The sequence below is a fragment of the Corynebacterium sp. HMSC064E08 genome, from assembly GCF_001811805.1.
Classification (GTDB): Bacteria; Actinomycetota; Actinomycetes; order Mycobacteriales; family Mycobacteriaceae; genus Corynebacterium; species Corynebacterium jeikeium_D.
This window is the reverse complement of sequence record NZ_KV806693.1, coordinates 182,421-204,349: the sequence shown is the minus strand read 5'-3', so window position 1 is coordinate 204,349 and position 21,929 is coordinate 182,421. Positions and strand designations below refer to the sequence as shown.

The 21,929-nt window shown below is 58.7% G+C and carries 18 protein-coding genes; 9 read left to right on the top strand and 9 right to left on the bottom strand.

Annotated features, from left to right (window positions below; genetic code table 11):
• Position 1: 1 nt before the first annotated feature.
• The gene (gene sufB / locus HMPREF2820_RS02480; RefSeq protein WP_016422750.1) at positions 2-1,468 is read right to left on the bottom strand and encodes a Fe-S cluster assembly protein SufB; all 1,467 of its coding nucleotides are present in this window, start codon (positions 1,466-1,468) and stop codon (positions 2-4) included.
• A complete protein-coding gene (locus HMPREF2820_RS02475) occupies positions 1,465-2,163 on the bottom strand; it encodes a helix-turn-helix transcriptional regulator (protein ID WP_048734176.1) in 699 nt (232 codons plus the stop codon). Before HMPREF2820_RS02475 ends, sufB begins: the two co-directional genes overlap by 4 nt.
• 185 nt (positions 2,164-2,348) lie before the next feature.
• Here HMPREF2820_RS02475 and mptB point away from each other — a divergent pair, with 185 nt between their 5' ends.
• The 4 genes from mptB to HMPREF2820_RS02455 all read left to right on the top strand — a co-directional run bounded on the left by mptB (position 2,349) and on the right by HMPREF2820_RS02455 (position 6,992).
• Complete coding sequence (mptB, locus tag HMPREF2820_RS02470; protein WP_048734179.1) at positions 2,349-4,088, top strand: polyprenol phosphomannose-dependent alpha 1,6 mannosyltransferase MptB; 1,740 nt, start codon at positions 2,349-2,351, stop codon at positions 4,086-4,088.
• A gap of 25 nt (positions 4,089-4,113) precedes the next feature.
• Entirely contained in the window at positions 4,114-5,082 is a 969-nt protein-coding gene (locus tag HMPREF2820_RS02465) for an ABC transporter ATP-binding protein (RefSeq protein WP_048734184.1), read from the top strand.
• The gene (locus HMPREF2820_RS02460; protein WP_048734187.1) at positions 5,082-5,885 is read left to right on the top strand and encodes an ABC transporter permease; all 804 of its coding nucleotides are present in this window, start codon (positions 5,082-5,084) and stop codon (positions 5,883-5,885) included. Before HMPREF2820_RS02465 ends, HMPREF2820_RS02460 begins: the two co-directional genes overlap by 1 nt.
• A gap of 93 nt (positions 5,886-5,978) precedes the next feature.
• Complete coding sequence (locus HMPREF2820_RS02455) at positions 5,979-6,992, top strand: COX15/CtaA family protein (protein WP_016422745.1); 1,014 nt, start codon at positions 5,979-5,981, stop codon at positions 6,990-6,992.
• 373 nt (positions 6,993-7,365) lie between these two features.
• Here HMPREF2820_RS02455 and HMPREF2820_RS02450 read toward each other — a convergent pair whose 3' ends face one another.
• Entirely contained in the window at positions 7,366-8,280 is a 915-nt protein-coding gene (locus tag HMPREF2820_RS02450; RefSeq protein ID WP_172954651.1) for a heme o synthase, read from the bottom strand.
• Positions 8,281-8,569: 289 nt separating this feature from the next.
• Between HMPREF2820_RS02450 and tkt the strand changes: the two genes are divergently transcribed.
• Positions 8,570-10,669 carry a transketolase gene (gene tkt / locus HMPREF2820_RS02445; RefSeq protein WP_070602605.1) on the top strand — a complete coding sequence of 700 codons (2,100 nt, stop codon included), beginning with the start codon at positions 8,570-8,572 and terminating at the stop codon, positions 10,667-10,669.
• 170 nt (positions 10,670-10,839) lie between these two features.
• On the top strand, positions 10,840-11,955 hold the full coding sequence (gene tal, locus HMPREF2820_RS02440; protein WP_070602604.1) for a transaldolase: 1,116 nt from the start codon (positions 10,840-10,842) through the stop codon (positions 11,953-11,955).
• A 268-nt stretch (positions 11,956-12,223) separates the two neighbouring features.
• On the opposite strand, the gene HMPREF2820_RS02435 is transcribed toward tal, so the two are convergent.
• The 3 genes from HMPREF2820_RS02435 to HMPREF2820_RS02425 are packed head-to-tail and all read right to left on the bottom strand — an operon-like array spanning position 12,224 to position 14,018.
• Positions 12,224-12,943 (bottom strand): hypothetical protein, encoded by a 720-nt coding sequence (locus HMPREF2820_RS02435; protein WP_070602602.1) that lies wholly within the window; start codon positions 12,941-12,943, stop codon positions 12,224-12,226.
• The gene (locus tag HMPREF2820_RS02430) at positions 12,940-13,659 is read right to left on the bottom strand and encodes an AAA family ATPase (protein ID WP_070602600.1); all 720 of its coding nucleotides are present in this window, start codon (positions 13,657-13,659) and stop codon (positions 12,940-12,942) included. The genes HMPREF2820_RS02435 and HMPREF2820_RS02430 overlap by 4 nt, the downstream gene beginning before the upstream one ends.
• Positions 13,656-14,018, bottom strand: coding sequence for a GntR family transcriptional regulator (locus tag HMPREF2820_RS02425; RefSeq protein ID WP_049190738.1), 363 nt, complete (start codon positions 14,016-14,018; stop codon positions 13,656-13,658). The genes HMPREF2820_RS02430 and HMPREF2820_RS02425 overlap by 4 nt, the downstream gene beginning before the upstream one ends.
• A gap of 134 nt (positions 14,019-14,152) precedes the next feature.
• Here HMPREF2820_RS02425 and zwf point away from each other — a divergent pair, with 134 nt between their 5' ends.
• Genes zwf through pgl form a run of 3 tightly spaced genes read left to right on the top strand, consistent with a single transcriptional unit; the run spans position 14,153 to position 17,588 of the window.
• Positions 14,153-15,757, top strand: a complete 1,605-nt coding sequence (gene zwf / locus HMPREF2820_RS02420; RefSeq protein WP_016422737.1) for a glucose-6-phosphate dehydrogenase — start codon at positions 14,153-14,155, stop codon at positions 15,755-15,757.
• A 50-nt stretch (positions 15,758-15,807) separates the two neighbouring features.
• Positions 15,808-16,824: a glucose-6-phosphate dehydrogenase assembly protein OpcA gene (locus HMPREF2820_RS02415; RefSeq protein ID WP_016422736.1), complete on the top strand. Its 1,017-nt coding sequence runs from the start codon at positions 15,808-15,810 to the stop codon at positions 16,822-16,824.
• Positions 16,821-17,588 (top strand): 6-phosphogluconolactonase, encoded by a 768-nt coding sequence (gene pgl, locus HMPREF2820_RS02410; protein WP_049172945.1) that lies wholly within the window; start codon positions 16,821-16,823, stop codon positions 17,586-17,588. The genes HMPREF2820_RS02415 and pgl overlap by 4 nt, the downstream gene beginning before the upstream one ends.
• A gap of 117 nt (positions 17,589-17,705) precedes the next feature.
• Here pgl and secG read toward each other — a convergent pair whose 3' ends face one another.
• The 3 genes from secG to tpiA all read right to left on the bottom strand — a co-directional run bounded on the left by secG (position 17,706) and on the right by tpiA (position 21,863).
• Complete coding sequence (gene secG / locus HMPREF2820_RS02405) at positions 17,706-17,942, bottom strand: preprotein translocase subunit SecG (protein WP_005510775.1); 237 nt, start codon at positions 17,940-17,942, stop codon at positions 17,706-17,708.
• 101 nt (positions 17,943-18,043) lie between these two features.
• Positions 18,044-20,872, bottom strand: a complete 2,829-nt coding sequence (gene ppc / locus HMPREF2820_RS02400) for a phosphoenolpyruvate carboxylase (protein WP_070602598.1) — start codon at positions 20,870-20,872, stop codon at positions 18,044-18,046.
• Positions 20,873-21,074: 202 nt separating this feature from the next.
• A complete protein-coding gene (gene tpiA / locus HMPREF2820_RS02395; protein WP_070602743.1) occupies positions 21,075-21,863 on the bottom strand; it encodes a triose-phosphate isomerase in 789 nt (262 codons plus the stop codon).
• Positions 21,864-21,929: the final 66 nt, after the last annotated feature.

Below are 21,929 nucleotides of genomic sequence, written 5' to 3'. Positions count from 1 at the left end.
ATTAACCGACCGAACCTTCCATCTGCAGTTCAATGAGGCGGTTGAGCTCGAGGGCGTATTCCATCGGGAGCTCCTTGGCGATGGGCTCGACAAAGCCGCGCACGACCATGGCCATTGCATCTTCTTCTTCGATGCCGCGACTCATCAGGTAGAAAAGCTGATCGTCAGAGACCTTGGAAACCGTTGCCTCGTGGCCGAGGGTGACGTCGTCCTCGCGGACATCCACGTATGGGTACGTGTCCGAACGTGAAATCGTGTCCACCAGGAGTGCGTCACACTCGACGTTGGAGTGCGAGTGCTTGGCACCCTTGTTGACCTGCACCAGACCGCGGTAGGCAGCGCGGCCACCGTTGCGGGCCACGGACTTGGACACGATGTTGGAGCTCGTGTGCGGAGCCATGTGCACCATCTTGGCGCCGGTGTCCTGGAACTGGCCCTCGCCAGCCATAGCCACGGACAGCACCTCGCCCTTCGCATGCGGACCAGTCATCCACACTGCCGGGTACTTCATGGTGACCTTGGAACCGATGTTGCCGTCAATCCACTCCATGGTTGCGCCCTCTTCGCACTTGGTGCGCTTGGTAACCAGGTTGTAGACGTTGTTCGACCAGTTCTGGATCGTGGTGTAGCGGCAGCGGCCACCCTTCTTCACGATGATCTCCACAACAGCCGAGTGCAGCGAGTCGGACTTGTAAATCGGAGCGGTACAGCCCTCGACGTAGTGCACGTAGGCATCTTCGTCGACAATAATGAGCGTGCGCTCGAACTGTCCCATGTTCTCCGTGTTGATACGGAAGTATGCCTGCAGCGGGATGTCCACGTGGACGCCCTTCGGCACGTAAATGAAGGAGCCGCCGGACCAGACTGCGGTGTTAAGAGCGGAGAACTTGTTGTCACCGGACGGAATGACGGTGCCGAAGTACTCCTTAAACAGCTCCGGGTGCTCCTTGAGGGCGGTGTCGGTGTCCAGGAAGATAACGCCCTGGGCCTCCAGATCCTCGCGAATCTGGTGGTAGACAACCTCAGACTCGTACTGAGCGGCGACACCTGCGACCAGGCGCTGCTTCTCAGCCTCCGGAATGCCGAGCTTGTCGTAGGTGTTCTTAATATCCTCCGGCAGGTCTTCCCAGGTCTGGGCCTGCTTCTCGGTGGAGCGAACGAAGTACTTAATGTTGTCGAAGTCGATGCCCGACAAATCCGCGCCCCAGGTGGGCAGCGGCTTGCGGTCGAAGATTTCCAAAGCCTTCAAGCGACGTTCAAGCATCCACTCCGGCTCGTTCTTCTTAGCCGAAATATCGCGAACGACAGCTTCAGACAGGCCACGCTTCGCGGAAGCGCCAGCGGTATCCGGGTCGTGCCAACCGAACTGGTAGGCACCAATGGACTCGATAATCTCTTCGTCAGTCTGCGGAGTGGCAGCCTTCGTGGATTCAGCCACGTCGGTGGAGTTCTCATGGGCGAGGGTCATTCTCCGCTCCTTTCTTGTGGCGATTCAGTAAGTGTCTTTGTTACGGGAGTGAGTGGGATATTCGTAGTGCAGATACCGTTTCCATCAGCGATAGTCGCCAACGGTTGGGTGTGCTGACCTAATAATTTACTAACGGCTTCATGCTCCGCCGCGCAGAGCTCCGGAAACTCGGAGGCTACGTGGCTAATTGGGCAATGGTGCTGGCAAATTTGCACGCCGCCAGTGTTCTGGTTGATAGTTGCCGCGTACCCGGCCCGTCGGAAAGCATCGACGACGGCCTCTACGACCTCTTCCTTCTCTGCGTCCTGCCCCACTGGGGTGACGCCGAGCAGAATGTCATCAATGCGCTGACGGGCAAACTGGGCAACTGCCTGCTCACCACCGGCCTTGCGCAGTGCGGTCAGAGCTGCACTGGCAAGATCGTCGTAAGCGTGCCCGAATCTAGCGCGGCCCCGATCTGTCAGGCGATAGGACTTTGCTGGCCTGCCTCGGCCCCGGGGGCCGGTGCTGGGTGCCGGAGCGGTTTCGGCAAGACCTTCGTCCACCAGAATGTCAATATGACGGCGGACGCCTGCAGCGGATAGTCCCAGGGTGTCTGCGATAAAAGTCGCGGACGCCGGGTTGTGTTCCAGAAGCAATTGGAGAATGCGCTTGCGCGTATCACCATCATTGACTGTCGGCTTCCGATCTGCCATGACTGGTGAGTCACCTCCTGCGATTGGACTGCTGGATAATAATGGGTGTCTAGGTGGCTCAGCGAGGCAAGTATCCCACTTGCGCCGCTGGTGTATTAGACAACATAATTGTGTCGTAATTGGGCCACAATGTCCAACGCATTTAAATATCAATGCAACGTCGCTGATTAGAACGCCCTTTCGGCGTGTCGAATCGTCTACTATGTGACTTTGTGAAAACTAACCGACCTACCCCGCGCCGCTCGTCCGCCTTCGACGACGCTCTCGGGGTGCGTGACGCCATTCCGAAAATTGGTCTGGCCGGTTCTAGGTCGGCAACCCTCCACCAGGGCTCAGAACAGCCGCTCCAACACCGCATCAATTACCGCGAACTCAGACGCTTCACCTGGCTGCGTTGGCTGGGTGCTCTCGGTGCGATCTTTATTATGGTCGCTGGGATTGGCGCAGGCGCGACACCGGTGGTTGGAAATGAGTTTTGGGGTACACCACTTGGGCTAATCCTCGGTCGAATGTTGGTGGCAACGACAATCGTCACCTTCGTGGGCATTGGCATGTTAGTCACAGCCTGGTTGGGTGTCGGCGCTTTCGTTCTGGCCGGTGCGCGGACTCGCGTCACCGCAGTGACTACTCCGATGCTCATACGCACCTACGCGGCATGGGTATTGCCCTTGATGTTTACCGCTCCCCTGTTTACGCAGGATATCTATTCCTATTTGGCGCAGGCTGCAATTGTGGAGCGGGGTATGGATCCCTACCTCGCAGGACCTGTTGACCTATTGGGAGCCAACGACCCACTTGCCCGATCGGTGCCATTGATTTGGTCGCACTCGCCGAGCCCATACGGTCCCACGGCCCTCGCAGTGGCATGGGGTATCGCCAAGATAACCAGCGACGGGGTCATCGCTTCCGTCTTTCTGCATCGACTTGTCGCCATTGTTTCGCTTCTCGTGGTGTCCTGGGCGCTGGTGCAGCTTGGTCGCCGCTGCGGCGTTAGCTCTCAGTTCACCCTCTGGCTGGGCACGCTCAATCCGTTGGTATTGCTGCACCTGGTGGGCGGTATCCACAATGAGGCCCTGCTGCTGGCTCTCCTGCTCGTTGGTCTCGAACTGTGTCTGCGAGCTATCCACGGCCCTGCGCAATCGATGGTGCCCGATGAGCTGCCAGAACCCGGACCGATCGGACACGAGAACCAAAGCCGAGGTAGATCGTGGGCGCTGTATGCAGGCGGTATCGTGCTCATCAGCCTTGCCGGAATGGTCAAAGTCACCGGTTTCGTGGCGCTCGGCTTTGCCGGCATGTGGCTGGCCCGAAAGTTTGGCAGCACTTGGAAGGCCGTTGCTCTTTCCGCGGTAGTGACGGGCGCAATAACCGTCGTCACGGCAGTCGTTGTTTCCTTAGGAACTGGTCTGGGCTTTGGTTGGATCACCGCGCAGGGTGGCGCCGCAACGGTGCGCAGTTGGATGTCGTTGACTACCCTGCTCGGGATCATCGCTGGTTTCTTCGGCAGGCTTCTGGGGCTCGGCGATATCAGCGACAGTGCTTTGCTGTTTACCCGCGGCATTGGCGTAGTGCTGGTGGCTGCCTGGCTCCTGCGCATGCTGTTAGCGACGTTCCGTGGGCGCATTCACCCGCTCGGCGGCTACGGCCTCGCGATGTTCGCTCTAGTAATCCTCTTCCCCGTCGTGCACCCCTGGTACCTGCTATGGGCCATCGTGCCCCTGTCCGCTTGGGCCAACCGGGTACAATTTCGCATTGCCGTGGTTCTGTACTCGGCAATTTTCAGTTTTGTAGTACTACCACGCGGCCTGGGGTTGCCTCCGGGCACCGTCGCTCAGATTTACCTACTGGCGTTGGTATTCTTCGTCGCAGTCATGTTCGTCATCTTGGCGTACTCGACGCGATCTAAGGTATTTCGCCTTCATTAAAACTGTGAGATTAGACTGACTAACCGTGAATAACGCTGCCAATTCTCCTGCTCTGCGCCTTGAGAACGTAACGAAGAAATTCGATGACGTTGAGGCTGTATCAGACCTTTCGCTTTCCCTGGATCGAGGTAGGGTTCTTGCGCTCCTCGGCCCCAACGGCGCTGGTAAGACCACAACCGTTGAAATGTGTGAGGGCTTCATCAAGCCGGATGAAGGGCGAATTCGCATTCTCGATCTCGACCCGGTCACTCAAACCACAGCACTGCGCAGCCGCATTGGCATCATGCTCCAGGGCGGAGGTGCCTACCCCGGTGTTCGCGTTGGCGAAATGCTGAACCTCGTTGCCAGTTACTCCGCAAACCCGCTGGACACTGATTGGCTCCTTGAAATCGTTGGCCTAGAACGCCATCGTAAGACGAACTACCGCAGGCTCTCTGGCGGTCAGCAGCAGCGACTGTCGCTCGCATGTGCCCTGGTCGGACGTCCGGAGCTTGTGTTCCTCGACGAGCCGACAGCAGGCCTCGATGCTCAGTCCCGTCTAGCCGTCTGGGATCTCATCTCGTCGCTGCGCCGTGATGGGGTCACTGTGGTCCTGACAACGCACCTCATGGACGAGGCCGAATCGCTTGCCGACGACGTTGCGATTATCGACCGGGGCCATTTAGTTGTGGCCGGTACCACCGAGGAGATCACTAGCGCAGGCGCATCGGCTCTCCAGGGAACGTCGTCAAGCACTGCTATGAAGATCAGCGTTCGAGGCAGCCTTGACTTCGAAGAGGTCAACCGCAACTTCAGCGAGTCCGGTCTTCCACAGCGTCTGCAGCGTTCTGGCGGTGGAGAGTTTTCCCTGATTGGTGAGGCTTCACCGCGCGCCTTGACTGTCTTGGCGCAGAGTTGCGAGCAGCAAGAGGTGTTGATCACCTCGTTGAATAGGGCGACGCAATCGCTTGAAGATGTCTTCTTGCAGATCACTGGAACGGAGATGAGGAGCTAATGACTACCGCACCGAGGTCTGATGCCTCCCGCTTTGCGAAGGGCACTTTCGCCCCAGCGCCACAGCGTTCGGACATGGCGAAGTTGGTCATGTCGCAGGCGTGGTTGGAGACGAAGCTCTTCTGGCGACATGGTGAGCAAATGCTCCTCACCATCATTATCCCGTTGGCGATGCTCATCGGCCTGGTGATGGTGCCGGTGTTGGAACTCGATGATCCGCTCGAGCGTATCTTCCCCATGGTGCTGGCGATTTCCGTCATGTCTGCAGGGTTTACCGGACAGGCAATTGCCGTGGGCTTTGACCGCCGTTACGGAGCCCTGAAGCGCATCGGCGCCTCAGGCGTGCCACCCTGGGGCATTATCGCAGGCAAGATTGTGTCGGTTTGCACCACCGTCACGTTGCAGTACGTACTGTTTAGTCTCGTGGGACTCGCCCTTGGCGCAGAGCTGTCGATTGGCGGCTGGCTGCTGGCTTATGTGGGGATGCTTCTGGGAACGTTCGTCTTTACCTCATTGGGCTTGCTCATGGGAGGTACGTTGGGAGCCGAGCTAATCCTAGGTCTGGCCAACCTGATCTGGTTCATCCTCATTGGTGCTACTACGTATGTGGCCGTTGCGCCATCGTTAGATGACATCAGCTCTGTACTGCTACACCTCTTGCCGTCCGTCGCGCTTACCGACGTGATCTCCGCGGCATTGGCCATGTCCGTCCATTGGTCAGCTGTCGGGGTGCTACTTGTGTGGGGCGTCCTTGGCGCTGCATTCGCGGCCCGCTGGTTCCGTTTTGATATGCCGAATGACTAGGAATCTGTCGGGGAATCTGCATAGAAAAGCGCAGCCCAACGCAGGGGTTTCGCTTATTACCATTTTCCGCCAGCATGGGTAGAATTTCTTAATGTGAATACTGCAGATCGAAGTTTGCCCCTATCGTTTTTGCCGCTGACACCAATCGGGCGCCAGAAGCTCTATGCCCTGCTGGTTTTGATTGCACAGGCGGCAATTGCGGTAACCGGTTCTATCGTCCGTGTTACTGGTTCAGGTCTCGGTTGTGCTTCGTGGCCTGAATGTCACCCAGGCAGCTTCGTTCCTGTCGCGGGGGAAGCAGAAATGCTCCATCAGATTATTGAGTTTGGCAACCGGCTGCTCACCTTTGTGCTGGTTGCTCTGACACTTCTGCTCTTCCTTTCGGTTATGCGTGTCGGTCGCCGTCAGGAAATCAAGTTGCTGGCCTTCCTCAACGGTCTCGGCGTTATCGTCCAGGCTGTTATCGGCGGTATCTCCGTTTGGGTTGACCTGAAGTGGTACGCCGTAGCGCTGCACTTCCTGCCTTCGATGATTCTGGTCTGGCTCGCTGGCATGCTTTTCGTCAAGATTTCTGAGCCTGATGACGGCACTGCTACCCGCATGTACCCGCGCTATCTGCGCTATCTGGCTGCCGCCTCCGGCCTGGCCCTGACGATGACGCTGATTACCGGAACTATGGTCACCGGTGCGGGACCACACGCTGGAGATGCTTCGGTGCTCCCGGAGGATCGCCTCCAGCTACCGATTGTTGACCTGGCGCATATCCACGCTGGTTTTATGTACCTCTACCTTGGCCTGGTTATCGGCCTCATTTTCGGTCTGCTGGCCTCGGAAGCCTTTGCGCCTGTGCGTAAGGTTGCCATCGCACTCGTTGTGTTCATTTTGGCTCAGGGCGTAGTTGGAATGATTCAGTACTGGTCCGGTGTACCGGAGGCATTGGTGCCGGTTCACGTTGCCGGATCTGGTATCTGCACCGCTTTGACTGCAGTACTTTTCCAGCACGGTTACCGCACTGTCGGTGGGAGCGCAGAAGTCACTGGCTCGCTTGAAGGCGATGCGGCTGCCGCCACTGTTGCTTCGGAGAAGAACGTCGAGGTTACCGCGTAGCTAGCTGCCGGTCAGCGGCTGTGTTAACGACTGTGGTTACCGGCCGTTGATTCCTGCTCGAACCGCCTAAACACGCGCTTTGGTTGTGCGTGTTTAGGCGGTTCTGCTGTCTGCTCGGCTCCGTGTGCTCGGATGTGCGTTTCCCAGTGGCTAGCGGGCTGCGCGGGCTGCGCGGGCGGTGCAAGGGGGCGGTCTGCCCACTTATCGATCCGAGTTACTGACTATGTTTATGACAGAAATCGCGCGAAAAATGGTCTGAAAGTGTCATAAACTCGCACAGTTTCACATTTGCAGCCCGTGCCCATCTCCACACACAAAAAGAGGCCCTTCCCGCAACCGGAAAGGGCCTCTTCAAAGGAGCTCAGCAGCTGCCCTAGAACATGCTCGAAATTGTCTGCAATCCGAGTACGGCATCGAGAGAAAGCGCCACACAGACGATAGACAAGTAGTTGTTCGACATGAAGAACAGCTTCATCGGCTTGATCTTGCCACCGGTCTTAACGTGGCGGTGCAGGTCAATGGCGCCCCACAGGAACCAGGCACCAGCGCCAACGGCGCCAATCAGATAGATCCAACCCGCGTACGGAACCAACAGCAGAGTGGTAATCACGGTCGCGGCGGTGTAGTAAATAATGCGCTTGGAAACGACGATTGCCGGCTTGACCACTGGCATCATCGGCACGCCAGCGGCCTTGTAGTCCTCCTTGTAGCGCAGGCCCAATGCCCAGGTGTGCGGCGGAGTCCAGAAGAAGATAAGCAGGAACAGGATGAATGCCTGCCACCAGTGAGCCAGCCCCGTAATCTCCGGGTTGTTGTCAGTGATTACGGCCCAGCCGACCATCACCGGCATACACCCCGCAGCGCCACCCCAAATTACGTTCTGATCAGTACGGCGCTTCAGCCACAACGTGTAGACGAAGATGTAGAAGGCAATCGTAATCAGAATGAAAACGGCGGCCAGCAGCGAGTTACACAGCAACCACAGCCATAGGAACGACGCAATCATCAAGACAGTGCCGAAAATCGCTGCCGCTCGACGGCTAACCTGGTTGCGCGCGAGCGGGCGACGGCGAGTACGGCGCATCTTCTGGTCAATGTCGTAATCCATGACCATGTTGAAGGTGTGCGCAGCCGCTGCACCCAGCCAACCACCGAACAAGGTGAGAAGAATCAGTCCAACGTGAACATGACCGCGATCAGCCTGAAGCATTGCGGGAATGGCCGCGACGAGCAGGAGCTCGATAATTCTTGGCTTAGTCAGTGCAATATACGCCTTGACTGTTTCCAACAAAGCAATGTCCCTTTCACGCGCCATAAACAAACCCCCCGTTTACAGATAGTCGGATGTAACGGTCGGAAAGTTCCCGACGAGTTTTTCCGCAAAATTAAATGAGGGGCAGGCAATCAGTTTACCGGTAATCATAACGGTTCCAATAATGACCGTCGTAAAGCATGTGCGGCGCGCCCTCTGAGACTTATCTCTCAGCTATTCGGGCCGGTTTGAACCCGGAGCGCGCAATCCTAGTTAGTATGGAGGAGAATTTTACTAATCCATTTGGATACTAGGAGTCATTCACGTGACACTGTCGACTGAGCATGAAGCACGGGTTGTGCGCAACTACCCCTCGGACTGGTCTGACTTGGATACGAAGGCCGTTGATACGGCCCGTGTGCTGGCCGCAGACGCCGTTGAAAAGGCAGGTTCGGGGCACCCCGGCACTGCGATGAGCCTCGCACCGCTGGCTTACTCTCTTTACCAGCGCATTATGCGCCATGACCCGAAGGATACGAAGTGGATCGGCCGTGACCGTTTCATTCTCTCCTGTGGTCACACCTCTCTGACGCAGTACGTCCAGCTGTACCTCGGCGGTTTTGGCCTGGAGCTCGATGACCTGAAGGCGCTGCGTACGTGGGACGCTCTCACCCCGGGTCACCCGGAATACGGCCACACTGACGGCGTGGAAATCACCACTGGCCCGCTGGGTCAGGGGCTGGCGTCGGCCGTCGGTTTTGCCATGGCTTCGCGACGGGAACGTGGGCTGTTCGACCCGGAAGCTGCTCCGGGTGAGTCTCCGTTTGATCACTACGTGTACGTCATCGCTTCTGATGGTGACGTTCAGGAGGGTGTCACTGCCGAGGCCGGCTCGCTGGCCGGCACTCAGCAGCTGGGCAACCTGATTGTCTTCTGGGATGACAACGGCATCTCCATCGAGGACGACACCACCATTGCTTTCACCGAGAATGTCGCGGATCGCTACCGTGCTTACGGCTGGCAGGTCATTGAGGTCGACGGCGGCGAGGACGTCGCAGCACTCGAGGCTGCTGTCGAGGAGGCCAAGAAGGATACGGAGCGTCCGACCTTCATTCGCGTTCGCACTGTGATCGCTTACCCGGCTCCGACGAAGATGAACACCGGCGCTTCGCACGGTGCTGCTCTTGGTGGCGAGGAGATTGTCGGCATCAAGGAAGCTCTCGGCTTCGATACCGACAAGAGCTTTGACGTCGCTGACGAGGTCATTGAGCACACCCGCAAGCTGGTTGAGCGTGGTGCTGAGGCTCATGCACAGTGGCAGGTCAAGTTTGATGAGTGGGCTGCGGCTAACCCGGAGCGCAAAGCTCTGCTGGACCGTCTGACCGCTGGCGAGCTGCCGGAGGGCTTCGACGCTGAGCTGCCGACTTGGGAGCCGGACGAGAAGGGCGTTGCTACCCGCAAGGCCTCTGAGGCCGCGCTGCAGGCACTGGGCAAGACCCTGCCGGAGCTGTGGGGTGGCTCGGCTGACCTGGCTGGCTCCAACAACACCGTCCTGAAGGGCGAGCCGTCCTTCGGCCCGAAGTCCATCACCACCGGCACCTGGACCACCGACCCGTACGGCCGCAACCTGCACTTCGGTATCCGTGAGCACGCCATGGGTTCGATTCTCAACGGCATTCTGCTCCACGGTGGTACCCGTCCGTACGGCGGCACCTTCCTTATCTTCTCGGACTACATGCGTCCGGCTGTCCGCCTGGCATCGCTGATGGGCATTTCCCCTATTTATGTCTGGACTCACGACTCCATTGGTCTGGGCGAAGACGGTCCGACGCACCAGCCTGTTGAGCAGCTGGCTTCGCTGCGCGCTATCCCGGGTGTGTCCACTGTCCGCCCGGCTGACGCTAACGAGACCGCTCAGGCTTGGGCCGCTGTTCTTCAGGGAAAGGCAGGCCCGAAGGCTCTGGCTCTGACCCGCCAGAACGTTCCGGTCCTGGAAGGCACCAAGGAGAAGGCCGCTGAGGGCGTCCGTCGTGGTGCGTACGTGCTTGTCGACGGCGCCAAGGAGACCCCGGACGTCATCCTGATGGCTACCGGTTCGGAAGTTCACCTCGCTGTCGAAGCTGCTGACAAGCTGGCTGAGGAAGGCGTCAGCGCCCGCGTTGTCTCCGTTCCGTGTCTTGACTGGTTCGAGCAGCAGGACGATGCCTACCGCGAGCAGGTTCTGCCGAAGTCCGTCCGCGCTCGTGTCTCGGTTGAGGCCGGTATTGCAATGCCGTGGTACCGCCACCTGGGTGATGCTGGTCGCGCTGTCTCCCTGGAGCACTTCGGTGCATCGGCTCCGTACAAGGAGCTGTTCGAGAAGTTCGGCATCACAGCAGAGGCTGTTGTCGATGCCGCCAAGGAGTCCATCGAGGCTGCTAAGTAAGTTTGTTAAAACCTGGCGCTATCGGCCGTTGTCGGGACGGGATTTGTGAAAACCGTACCGCGCTCCGGTAGCGCCAGTATTGTTTGTGACGCACAGTAGTTTAAGGACATACAACTTTTAGCGAAGTCTTTAGGCAACGAAGCGGTATTGACAGAAAGGCGTTAAACACTATGGGAAACACCACGATGGAAGCGCTCGCCAAGGTAGGGACTTCGGCGTGGCTCGACGATCTTTCGCGCCAGCGCCTCACCTCGGGCGATTTGAAAAATCTTATTGAAGAGCTTCGGGTTGTCGGTGTCACTACTAACCCGGCAATCTTCTCTTCGGCGATGACCGCCGGTGAGGATTACGACTCTCAGCTGGCGCAGCTCACTGCAGAGGGTGCGAACCCGGCAGATGCTGTGTTCGCGATGGCAATCGACGACGTCCGCGATGCCTGTGACCTTTTCGCTGGTGTATCCGAAGAAACCGACGGTGTCGATGGCCGTGTGTCCATCGAGGTCGATCCTCGCTACGCCGACAACTACGAGGCCACGATTGCGCAGGCCCGTAAGCTCTGGGAGCGCGTCGGCAAGCAGAACGCGATGATTAAGATTCCGGCGACCGATGCTTCCCTGCCGGCTGTCACCCAGGCTCTGTCCGAGGGAATCTCGGTAAACGTCACCCTGATTTTCTCGGTGGAGCGCTACCTGCAGGTCATTGATGCGTTCATCGAGGGCATTGAGCGTGCGAAGGACAACGGCGTAGACCTGGCTTCGGTTCACTCTGTTGCGTCGCTGTTTGTTTCCCGCGTTGACACCGAAATCGATGCTCGCCTGGACAAGATCGACTCCGAGGAGGCCCTGGCTCTGCGCGGCAAGGCTGGTCTGGCCAATGCCCGTGCAGCTTACGCCAAGTTCGAGGAGACTTTCTCGGCGCAGAATATTCGCTGGGCACAGCTGGAAAACGCCGGTGCTAAGCCGCAGCGCCTGCTGTGGGCTTCGACCGGTGTGAAGAACCCGGCTTACCCGGACACCCTCTACGTCACTGAGCTGGCTGCACCGCAGACTGTGAATACCATGCCGGAGAAGACGCTGCGTGCTGCCGGGGGCTTCGAGGGCGAGGTTCGCGACGCCGTCAGCGGCCAGGGGGAAGCAGCCAATGCCGTTATGACTCAGCTCAGCGAGATTGGCATCGACCTCGATGACGTCTTCGCTGTCCTGGAGCGCGAGGGCGTGGAGAAGTTCGTGGACTCCTGGCAGTCCTTGCTCGAGTCGATTGCACAGCGCATGGAGCAGCTGAAGTAAGCCTGCTGATTATCTAGGTGCCTGTTGGTAGTGGCTGCGTTTCTGGCTGGCGCCAGCAGGTCGCCTGGCGCTCCGAGTTACTGACTGCGTTTATGTCAAAAACGGCCCGAAAAATAGCCTGAAGGTGTCATAAACTTGCACAGTTTCACATCTGCAGCCCGTAACTTTTGGGGTTGTCAGTTTCGGTTCGCCTGTTGTGCTACTTAACCCGAATTTTCAACGTTGGACATGAAAAAGCTCCCCGCGCAGGGGAGCTTTTTTAATGGAGCTAGGACGCGGCGAAGGCGGGGCGCACAGTGGGCAGCGGGCGTTTCTCTTCCTTTAATGCCCAGGCCATCACGAACGCAGAGATTACGGTGATGATTGAGGCAAAGATCGGCACAGCCGGCCAGGGGGCGCCCGGTATGGAGTCGGTCACGTCCAGCAGATAGCTAAAGAGGAAGAGCGTGACCAGGGCCAGGCCAATGGTGATCGATCCTGCACGAGTGCCCTTCGCGCCGGCGACGGTGCCGACTGCGGTGCTCGCCACGGTAGCCATGAGGAAGCTCAAGAAGACGCACAGCGCGGTGAGCAGAACTGTGGTGTAGTTCTGCCCGGAATCCTCAATCATGTACAGCTCCCCGTTAGTGTCCGGAAACAGGGCCGGTCCGGAGGTGACAATGAAGCTATCGAATCCGCGGTAGTAACCGGACTTGTTCTGTTCGATGACCATCGCCGTGACGATGAAGGCGGTAGCCACCAACGATGTGCCCAAGATTGCGATGATTGCGGAGCGTACCCAGCGGGAGGTGCTCACGCCGTAGTCGCGCAGTGTGACCGAACGCCGGGCTGTGATGAGGAAGAGGATGCCCAGCGCGATAATGCCAAGCAAGGTGTTACCGGTTCCGCTGCCTACGAGCATGCGCCCGAAGGCCGAGTACAGGATGGCCACGGCGGCAACACCGAGGAAGGTTTTCTTGTTGGTCGCGATGAAAGCTCCGGTGCTCATTTCTTGCTCCGTTCGATGTAGGAGGAGGTGCTTGCGAGGTCGATGAGGGCCGCGGGGTCGAGGTAGCTCACCTCAACGCCGAGGGCGCGGGCATGCGCAGCGGCAGACGAACTGAGCTCTGTAGCCAGGATTGCCTCGCAGCGCTCGCCGAGGGTTTTCTTAGCGAGCACTTGGCCGGCCACCTGCGCCACGAGATCCGTAGGGCCGCGCAGCACCGGATGGCTAGCGCGCAGCTTATCGACGTCATAGGGCCCGTACGCATCCTGCTTGTGGATGACAATCAAGGTGTCCACTAGGCCGGCTAGATCCTGGGAGTGCTGCGAGGTGACCACAATGTCGGCCGATTCGGCCGAGTCGATAAGCATGCCGCGCAATGTGGCGCGGTGCTCGACATCGAGGCCGTTGAAGGGCTCGTCGAAAAGCAATGCTTCCTTGCCCGATGCCAGGGTGGCAGCGGCGATGAGCAGCTGGCGCTGGCCCAGGCTGAGCTTTTTGATAGGGGTGTCAGCGGGGAAATCGAGGAGGGACTCCGCGTGGGGCACATCGAGCTGATCCCAGCCGGTGCGCAGGATCTGGAAATATTCGCGCGGGGTGGCACCGAAGACCTGGGTGTCGGGTGCAGCCTTCGCCAGGGCCGCCGTAGGCATCTGCGCGAGGGTACGCAGGTAGTAAGTCTTGCCGGCGCCGTTGGGGCCAATCACGCCGTAGATGCTCATTTCTCCTCCTCCAGCATGGCGATGATGTCGTGGAGCGTGAGGCCGAGAATGCCGGCCTCCGCTTTTAATGGCTCGATGTAGGTGCGCTGGAACGCTTCACGACGCTCAGCGCGAATGCGGTTACGGGCGTCTGGAGTGACAAACATGCCGAGTCCTCTTTTCTTCTCCACAAGCCCCACCATCGACAGTTCCGTCATGGCCTTGGCGGCCGTGGTTGGGTTGACCTGATAGAACTCCGAGAGCTCCTTGGTTGAAGGGGCACGATCCTCAGCCGAGAGCTCCCCGGACAAAATCATTGATTTCAGATCCTCGGCGATCTGGACGTAGATGGGCCGAGGGTCCGCCTCCTTCGCCTGCATATCCACCTCCGTGGTTTATGGGTATACCACCTAGGTCATAAACCTATGGCAGAAGAAAGGGGCCCGTCAAGGCCCCATCGGAGGAATCGGAAACGATTCCACCGGACTTTTCTCGATATGACATTATGTAAACCGTGAGTGATTCTCTGCAACGCAACGATTCGAACTCCCCTACTGCCAGCTCTCCGCACAACGGAGACGACAGCACCAACCACGACGGATACATCAACCCGCTGCGCGACCCGCAGGATAAACGCCTGCCGCGTATTGCCGGCCCGGGTGGCATGGTGATTTTCGGAGTGACGGGCGATCTGGCCCGAAAGAAGCTTCTGCCTGCCATTTACGATCTGGCCAACCGCGGTCTACTGCCTGCCTCCTTCGCGTTGGTTGGCTACGGTCGTCGCGAATGGTCGAAACAGGACTTTGAGGATTATGTGCGCACCGCAGTGGAACAGGGCGCCCGCACAGACTTCCGTGAGAGTGTCTGGCAGCGCCTGGCTGAGGGCATTCACTTTGTCACCGGTACCTTCACCGATGACGAGGCCTTCGATCGCCTGGCCGCACAACTTGAAGAGCTCGATCGCTCCCGCGGCACCGCTGGCAACTGGGCCTACTACCTGTCCATTCCGCCAGCTAACTTCCCCGATGTCTGTCATCAGCTCGATCGTTCGGGTCTGGCGCAGTCGGGCGAGGATTATTGGCGTCGCGTGATTATTGAGAAGCCATTCGGACACGATCTAGCCTCCGCTCAGGAACTCAACCGGATTGTGAACTCGGTCTTCCCAGAAGACGCTGTGTTCCGCATCGACCACTACCTGGGCAAGGAAACCGTCCAGAACATTCTGGCCATGCGTTTTGCCAACCAGTTGTTCGATCCGATGTGGAATTCTCACTACATTGACCACGTCCAGATCACCATGGCCGAGGACATTGGTTTGGGCGGTCGCGCTGGTTACTACGACGGTATTGGTGCAGCTCGTGACGTGATTCAGAACCACCTACTGCAGCTCCTGGCGCTGGTGGCAATGGAAGAGCCCATCGCCTTTACCCCGGAAGAGCTGCAAGCGGAAAAGATCAAGGTTCTGCGTGCCGTCGAGCCAGTGCGTCCGTTTTCGAAATACACCGCTCGTGGCCAGTACACGGCGGATTGGCAGGGCAGCAACTTCGTGCCGGGGCTGCGCGATGAGGAAGGCTTCGACCCCGAATCCACGACCGAGACCTACGCCGCCTGTACGCTGCAGATCAACTCCCGTCGTTGGGCCGGTGTCCCCTTCTACCTGCGCACCGGCAAGCGCCTCGGCCGCCGCGTCACTGAAATTGCGCTGGTCTTTAAGTCCGCACCTCACCTGCCCTTCGCAGAGACAATGACTGCCGCACTCGGCCAGAACGCAATGGTCATCCGTGTTCAGCCAGACGAGGGCGTGCTCATGCGCTTCGGCTCGAAGGTCCCGGGCTCGGCCATGGAGGTGCGCGATGTCAACATGGACTTCTCCTACTCCGAGGTGTTTACCGAGCAGTCGCCAGAGGCCTACGAGCGCCTGATTCTGGATGCGCTTCTCGACGAAGCCAGCCTCTTCCCCACCAACGAGGAAGTCGAGCTGTCCTGGAAGATTCTTGACCCCATCATCGAGTACTGGGCCAAGCGCGGTCGTCCCGAGGGCTACCCCGCAGGTTCGTGGGGGCCTTCCTCCGCTGACCACATGCTCGAGCGCGACGGTCGCGCTTGGCGACGGCCATAGGCCGCCGACCTCTCAGTTCTTAAGAATTTTCTGACAGAAAGAACACTTTCATGATTGTCAATTTGCCAGACACTGACACCGCGAGCATTGCTCGTCAGTTGGTGCAGCTTCGAGAGCAGGGCGGCATTGTCACCACAGGCCGTGTCCTCACCCTGATTGTTTTGGCCAAAAGCGAAGACGACCTGGAAAACATTATTTCCACGGTCAACTCCGTTTCCCGCGAGCACCCATCCCGTGTGCTGGTATTGGTCTCCGATGATCCACGCCTGGACAATCGCCTTGACGCGGAACTCCGCGTCGGTGGTGATGCCGGTGCCGCTGAGATCGTCGTTATGCACATGTCCGGAGAGATTGGTCAGCACCACAGCTCTGTGGTGACTCCCCTGCTGCTGCCGGATACGCCGGTCGTGGCGTGGTGGCCTTCTGAGGCGCCGCAGGTCCCAGCGGCGACACCAATCGGCCGAATTGCCCAGCGCCGTATCACCGATTCACTGTGTGACCCGAATAGCAACGCTATCTACACGCGCCGTACGGGCTACACGCCCGGCGATTCCGACCTGAGCTGGTCGCGGCTGACGAACTGGCGCGGTGTGTTGGCATCCGCTTTCGACTTGCCGCCGCACTCGCCGGTGACCTCCGTGTCCATCTACGGCCCACAGGACTCGCCATCGGTCGAGGTCGCCGCTGGATGGTTGGCAGATCGCCTGGGGCTGCCGGTCAACCGTTACTCCACCGGTGAGAAGAAGATTCCGGTGGACGAAAAGGGCCGCGCCAAGCCACCGGTGACCTCCGTCGCCTTTGAGCGTGAAAATGGCCAGACTTTGCGCATCGATATTGAAAGCGCCACCACTGCATCGGTCACCAACGGAGAAAAGCCCCCGTTCAAGGTTGCAGTATCGCGTCCAACACGCTCCGAATGTTTGGCAGAGGAGCTGCGTCACCTCGACCACGATACTGCCTACGGACGTGCCCTGCGTGGCCTCAGCCAGATTCACACGGTGGGAATGCAACCTCCGACGTCCACAACAACTAGCTTCGCTAACGAACCAGGAGTCTCTGACAAGTGACCACCGATAACGCGTCGAATACCGTCCCTGCCCCTCAGTTCCACCGCGCCGCTGACCAGGCGGGTATCGTCGAGGCTGCACGTCAGCGCTTCATCGATGCGGTTGTCGCCGTCCTACATGGCAACGCCTCTCCGGTCACCGATGACGGTTTCGTACGCGTCGTTCTCACCGGTGGCGGCGCGGGTACCGCTTTGCTCAGTGCGCTTGCCGACGATTCCGGAGACATCGACTGGAACCGAGTCCTGGTGTTCTTCGGAGATGAACGTTTTGTCGCTGCCGACTCGGCAGATCGCAATGCGTTGGCTGCTCGTAAGCGTCTCTTGTCCCCTGTCGGCGTGCCGGAGGAAAACATCTTCGAGTTTGCCGCTGCCGACAGCGGCGTGACCACCACGGAGGCCGCCGAAAGCTACGAAGCTATCGTTCGGGAGATGGCTCCAAATGGCTTTGACCTTCACCTTCTTGGTATGGGCGGAGAGGGACACATCAACTCGATTTTCCCACATACCGCAGCGCTGGCTGAGCAGGAACGCTTGGTCGTGGACGTGCATAACTGCCCGAAGCCACCGCCGACCCGCATCACGTTGACGATGCCGGCCATCGCCAGCTCTCAGCGTGTGTGGCTACTTGTAGCGGGCGGCGAAAAGGCTGAGGCAATTGCAGCTATCGCTCAGCAGGACGACCCAGCGCAGTGGCCAGCGGCCGGGGTTCGCGGTGTTCAGGAAACCGTTGTCTTTGTTGACGATGCTGCGGCTGCGCAGCTCTAGGCTTCCGCTTCACCGCTAACAGCCCAGAAACAGCAAATTCCCGTCGATAAGCGAAATGCTATCGACGGGAATTTTTATTGCTTAAAGGCCTGCGGTGGGGCGTGCTGCGTGCGGAACCTACCAGCCGAAAGTATTGAACAGCAGCAACAGGACAATGCAGAGCAACCAGATAATCACGGTCACAATAGTGACGCGGTCAAGGTTCTTCTCCACCACAGTCGAACCAGACAGATTCGACTGCATGCCGCCACCAAAGAGGCTGGACAGTCCGCCACCCTTACCCTTGTGGAGCAGGATAAACAGCGTCATCAGGATGGATGTGATGACCAGGACAATCTGAATGGCGAGGTACACGCGCACTTCCTTTTGAAACGTCGCTTCTTTAAGAACTCCAACTATACTAGCGCAATTGCTCCGCTGGCTAGGTATCCCTAGCCGTATCCCTAGGCGAATTCCTAGCCGGAGTTGCGCAGTGCAGTTGCCAAACCATTCATGGTCAGCTGAATGCCCCGACGCACCTTGTCGCGATTATCGCCGGCACGGTAGCGACGCAGCATCTCCAGCTGGATGATGTTCAGCGGCATAAGGTACGGGAAGCGCATGTCCACCGAGCGCCTGAGCAGCGGATTGTCTTCAAGCAGGTCCTTGTACCCGGTTACCTTCAGGAACATCTCCAAAGTCAGGTCGAACTCTGCCTTGATGATGCCGTAGATGCGCTCACCGTCGGCCTTATCTTGGCACAGGCTAGCGTAGGCGCGCGCAAGGTTGAGGTCAGCCTTGGACATGACCTGCGCCATGTTCGACAGCACCGAATTGAAGAACGGCCAAATCTCGTTGAGCTGACGGAGCTCAGCCAGGCGGGAACCGTCTTCGTCCTCGCCGATCCACTCCTGCAGTGCAGAGCCGACACCAAACCAGCCCGGCACCATAGAACGCTGCTGCGACCAGGACAGTACCCAGGGAATTGCGCGCAGGTCAGAAATGGTCTGGGTCTGCTTGCGTGAGGTCGGACGCGAACCGATGTTCAGGCTGCCGATCTCATCGACCGGGGTCGAGGAAGTGAAGAAGTCAATAAAGCCCGGGTCCTCGTGCATGAGCTTCGAGTAGGCCTCGCGAGACAGGTCGGAAATCTCCGACATAATCTCGTGGGCGCGAGCCGGGTTCTTCAGGTCATCGACGTCGAGCAGAGTCGACTCAATCGTTGCCGAAACCAGCGCGGCGAGGTTCCTGCGTGCCGCTGCAGGGTGACCGTACTTGGCAGAGATAATCTCGCCCTGCTCGGTGATACGCACCGACCCCTGGACTGCGCCGGAAGGCTGCGCCAGGATTGCCTCGTAGGACGGACCGCCACCACGGCCGACAGTACCTCCGCGGCCATGGAAGAGACGCAGGCGAATGTCGTTGTCCTTCGCAGCTGCCACGATGGCGACCTCCGCGTCGTAAAGCGCCCAGTTTGCAGCGAAGTACCCGCCGTCCTTGTTGGAGTCAGAGTAGCCGAGCATGACTTCCTGCAGATCTCCGCGTGCGGAGACGTATGCACGGTAGACCGGAATGTCCCACGCAGCACGCAGGACGTCGGCACCAGCCTGCAGGTCTTCGATGGTTTCGAACAGCGGGATGACGTCAACAGAACCGGTCGGCTGCGAGCCATTCGGGCGAATCAGACCGACTTCCTTGAGCAGAATCATCGGCTCCAGCAGGTCGGAGACCGATGTACACATCGAAATGATGCAGTGCGGTACCGCGTCGTGACCGTACTTGCGCACCGCACGAGATGCCGCACGCATAATGCCTAGCTCGCGAGCCGTAGCTTCGGAAAGATCTGCGGAAGTCGAAACCAGCGGACGGGAGGACTGCAGTTCCTTGGTCAGCAGTTCGACCTTGTCGGCTTCCTTCAATCCCGCGTAGTTGTCCACCACACCGGCAGCGGAGAACAGCTCGGTGAGGATTTCCTCATGAGAGTCCGAATTCTGGCGGATATCAATCGAGTACAGGTGGAAACCAAATACTTCGACTGAATCAATCAGATCGCGCAGGCGGTGATCGGCGATGAGGTCATCGTGGCTGGACCGCAGTGAGTCGTCGATAATCGAGAGCTCTTCAAGTAGCTCCTCGGCGCTGTCATACGGAGTGAATTCCGACCAGTCGCCCTCAATGATGGACTCGTCGAAGAAGTTCACCGCTGTTGCCGCCACGCGACCGCGGATACCGTGAACCGCACGACGGTACGGCTCATCTTCGCGGTTAGGTACGTCATTGTGGCCGCGGCTGGCCAGAGCGACCAGATCCACGGTGACCTTGGTCAGGCGGTCGCTGAGACTGAGCTCGCGCTCCAGCAGGTGCAGCTGCGAGAAGTAGTGACGCAGGATCGTACCCGCTGCCCTATCGGAGGCGTAGCGCAGCGTCTCCTCCGTCACGTATGGGTTGCCGTCGTGGTCACCGCCGATCCACGAGCCCATGCGAATCGTTGGGTTAGCCGGCAACTTGTTTCCGCCGAGCTGACGCAAGTGCTTGACGACGTCTCGGTTAATCTGTGGCACAGCTTCCAGCAGAGAAAGCTGGTAGTAGCGAAGACCAACCTCGACCTCATCGCGAATGTCCGGGCGGTTCATGCGAATGAGAGCCGTTTGCCACAGCGTCAGGATACGGCGGCGGATATCGGCATCAATCTCAGCGAGTCGGTCCGCGGTGCGCGCATTCATCGGGGCCGCCTGAATCTCGTGGCGGCGCCGCATTGCGGCCGTGATGTGCTTCTGCACATCGAACACTGTGCGACGACGAGTTTCCGTTGGGTGTGCGGTCAGAACCGGGACGACCTCAATGTGGTCCATCATGTCCGCAATGGCGCTGCTGGAAACCTTGGCGTCGCGAAGCTTCTGCCATGTTGCCTCCAGAGTGGAGTCCTGCGGTGGATCGCCAGCATCGAGAGATGCCTCGATGCCCAGCTCCTCGTGCAAATCCTCAGCGAGGTTAGCCAAAAGTGCGAAGTGCGTGAAAGCACGGATGACAGGGCTTGCCTCGGCTGGGTCAATATCGCGGAAGAGGCCGGTGAGCTTCTCGATGTCGCCATCGCCACGATGGAGTTCGAAGGCTGCACGGCGAGCATTTTCGACCAGGTTAAAGACCTCGTCACCCTCTTGCTCGCGGATTACCTGCCCAAGAATTCGACCCAGGTGGCGAATATCCTCCCAGAGCAAGTCCTGCTGCTTCGCGGTAGCGGTCGATGAAGATTGCTCATTGCTTGCAGTGTGTCGGTCAGTGTCACGATGTACTTGTTCGTTCATTGAGCACGTCCTTTGAAAATTGCCGGGCATTCCAAGTGGAAAGCCTCGGGAAATGTATTGCGCTAAAACATTGCCAGTCGGTGTGCCTGGGTTGAGTCCGCCTAAAGGCAATAACCCCGAATCGGTTTTATGAGAATCAATAAAACCAATCCGGGGTCGCGCATGACGCCTATCTTATCAGTTGTTCTGAATTTATATGCACCTAGGCGTTCTGAGCGGCATCTGCAGCAAGTGCGCAGAGCTTCGCGAATGCTTCACCGTCGAGCGAAGCGCCACCGACGAGGCCGCCGTCGACATCGGGCTTGCCGACGATCTCAGCGACGTTCTCGGCCTTGACGGAACCACCGTAGAGGATGCGCATTTCCTTTGCGATGTTCTCGTCCGCAATTTCAGCGACGGTCTCGCGGATAGCTGCACAGACTTCCTGAGCGTCTGCAGCCGATGCGACCTTACCGGTGCCGATAGCCCAGACCGGCTCGTAAGCGATGACAGTCTTGGCCAGCTCAGCGTTGGTCAGGTTAGCCAGGGATCCCTTGACCTGAGCGACAACGTAATCGACGTGCTCTTCGGCCTCTCGGACCTCCAGCGGCTCGCCGACACAGACGATTGGGTTCATGCCCTCGCGCAGTGCTGCCTTGGCCTTCTTTGCGACCAGCTCATCGTCCTCTGCGTGCATATCGCGACGCTCGGAGTGACCAACGACGACCCAGGTGCAGCCGAGCTTTGCCAGCATCGAGGCGGAAATCTCGCCGGTGTAAGCGCCGGACTCGTGGACTGAGACATCCTGCGCACCGTAAGTGACGCCGAGCTTATCGCCCTCAACCAGAGTCTGGACCGAACGTAGGTCGGTAAACGGCGGGATGACAGCGACGTCAACCTTGTCGTAGTACTCCTTCGGCAGAGCGAACGCGAGTTTCTGCACCACACCGATAGCCTCGAGATGGTTCAGGTTCATCTTCCAGTTACCAGCAATAAATGGTGTACGTGCCATAGTGGTGGAATTCACTTCCCTATCAATTAGCGGATTTTTAAGCGATGAAAATCCGGTGGTGAAAAA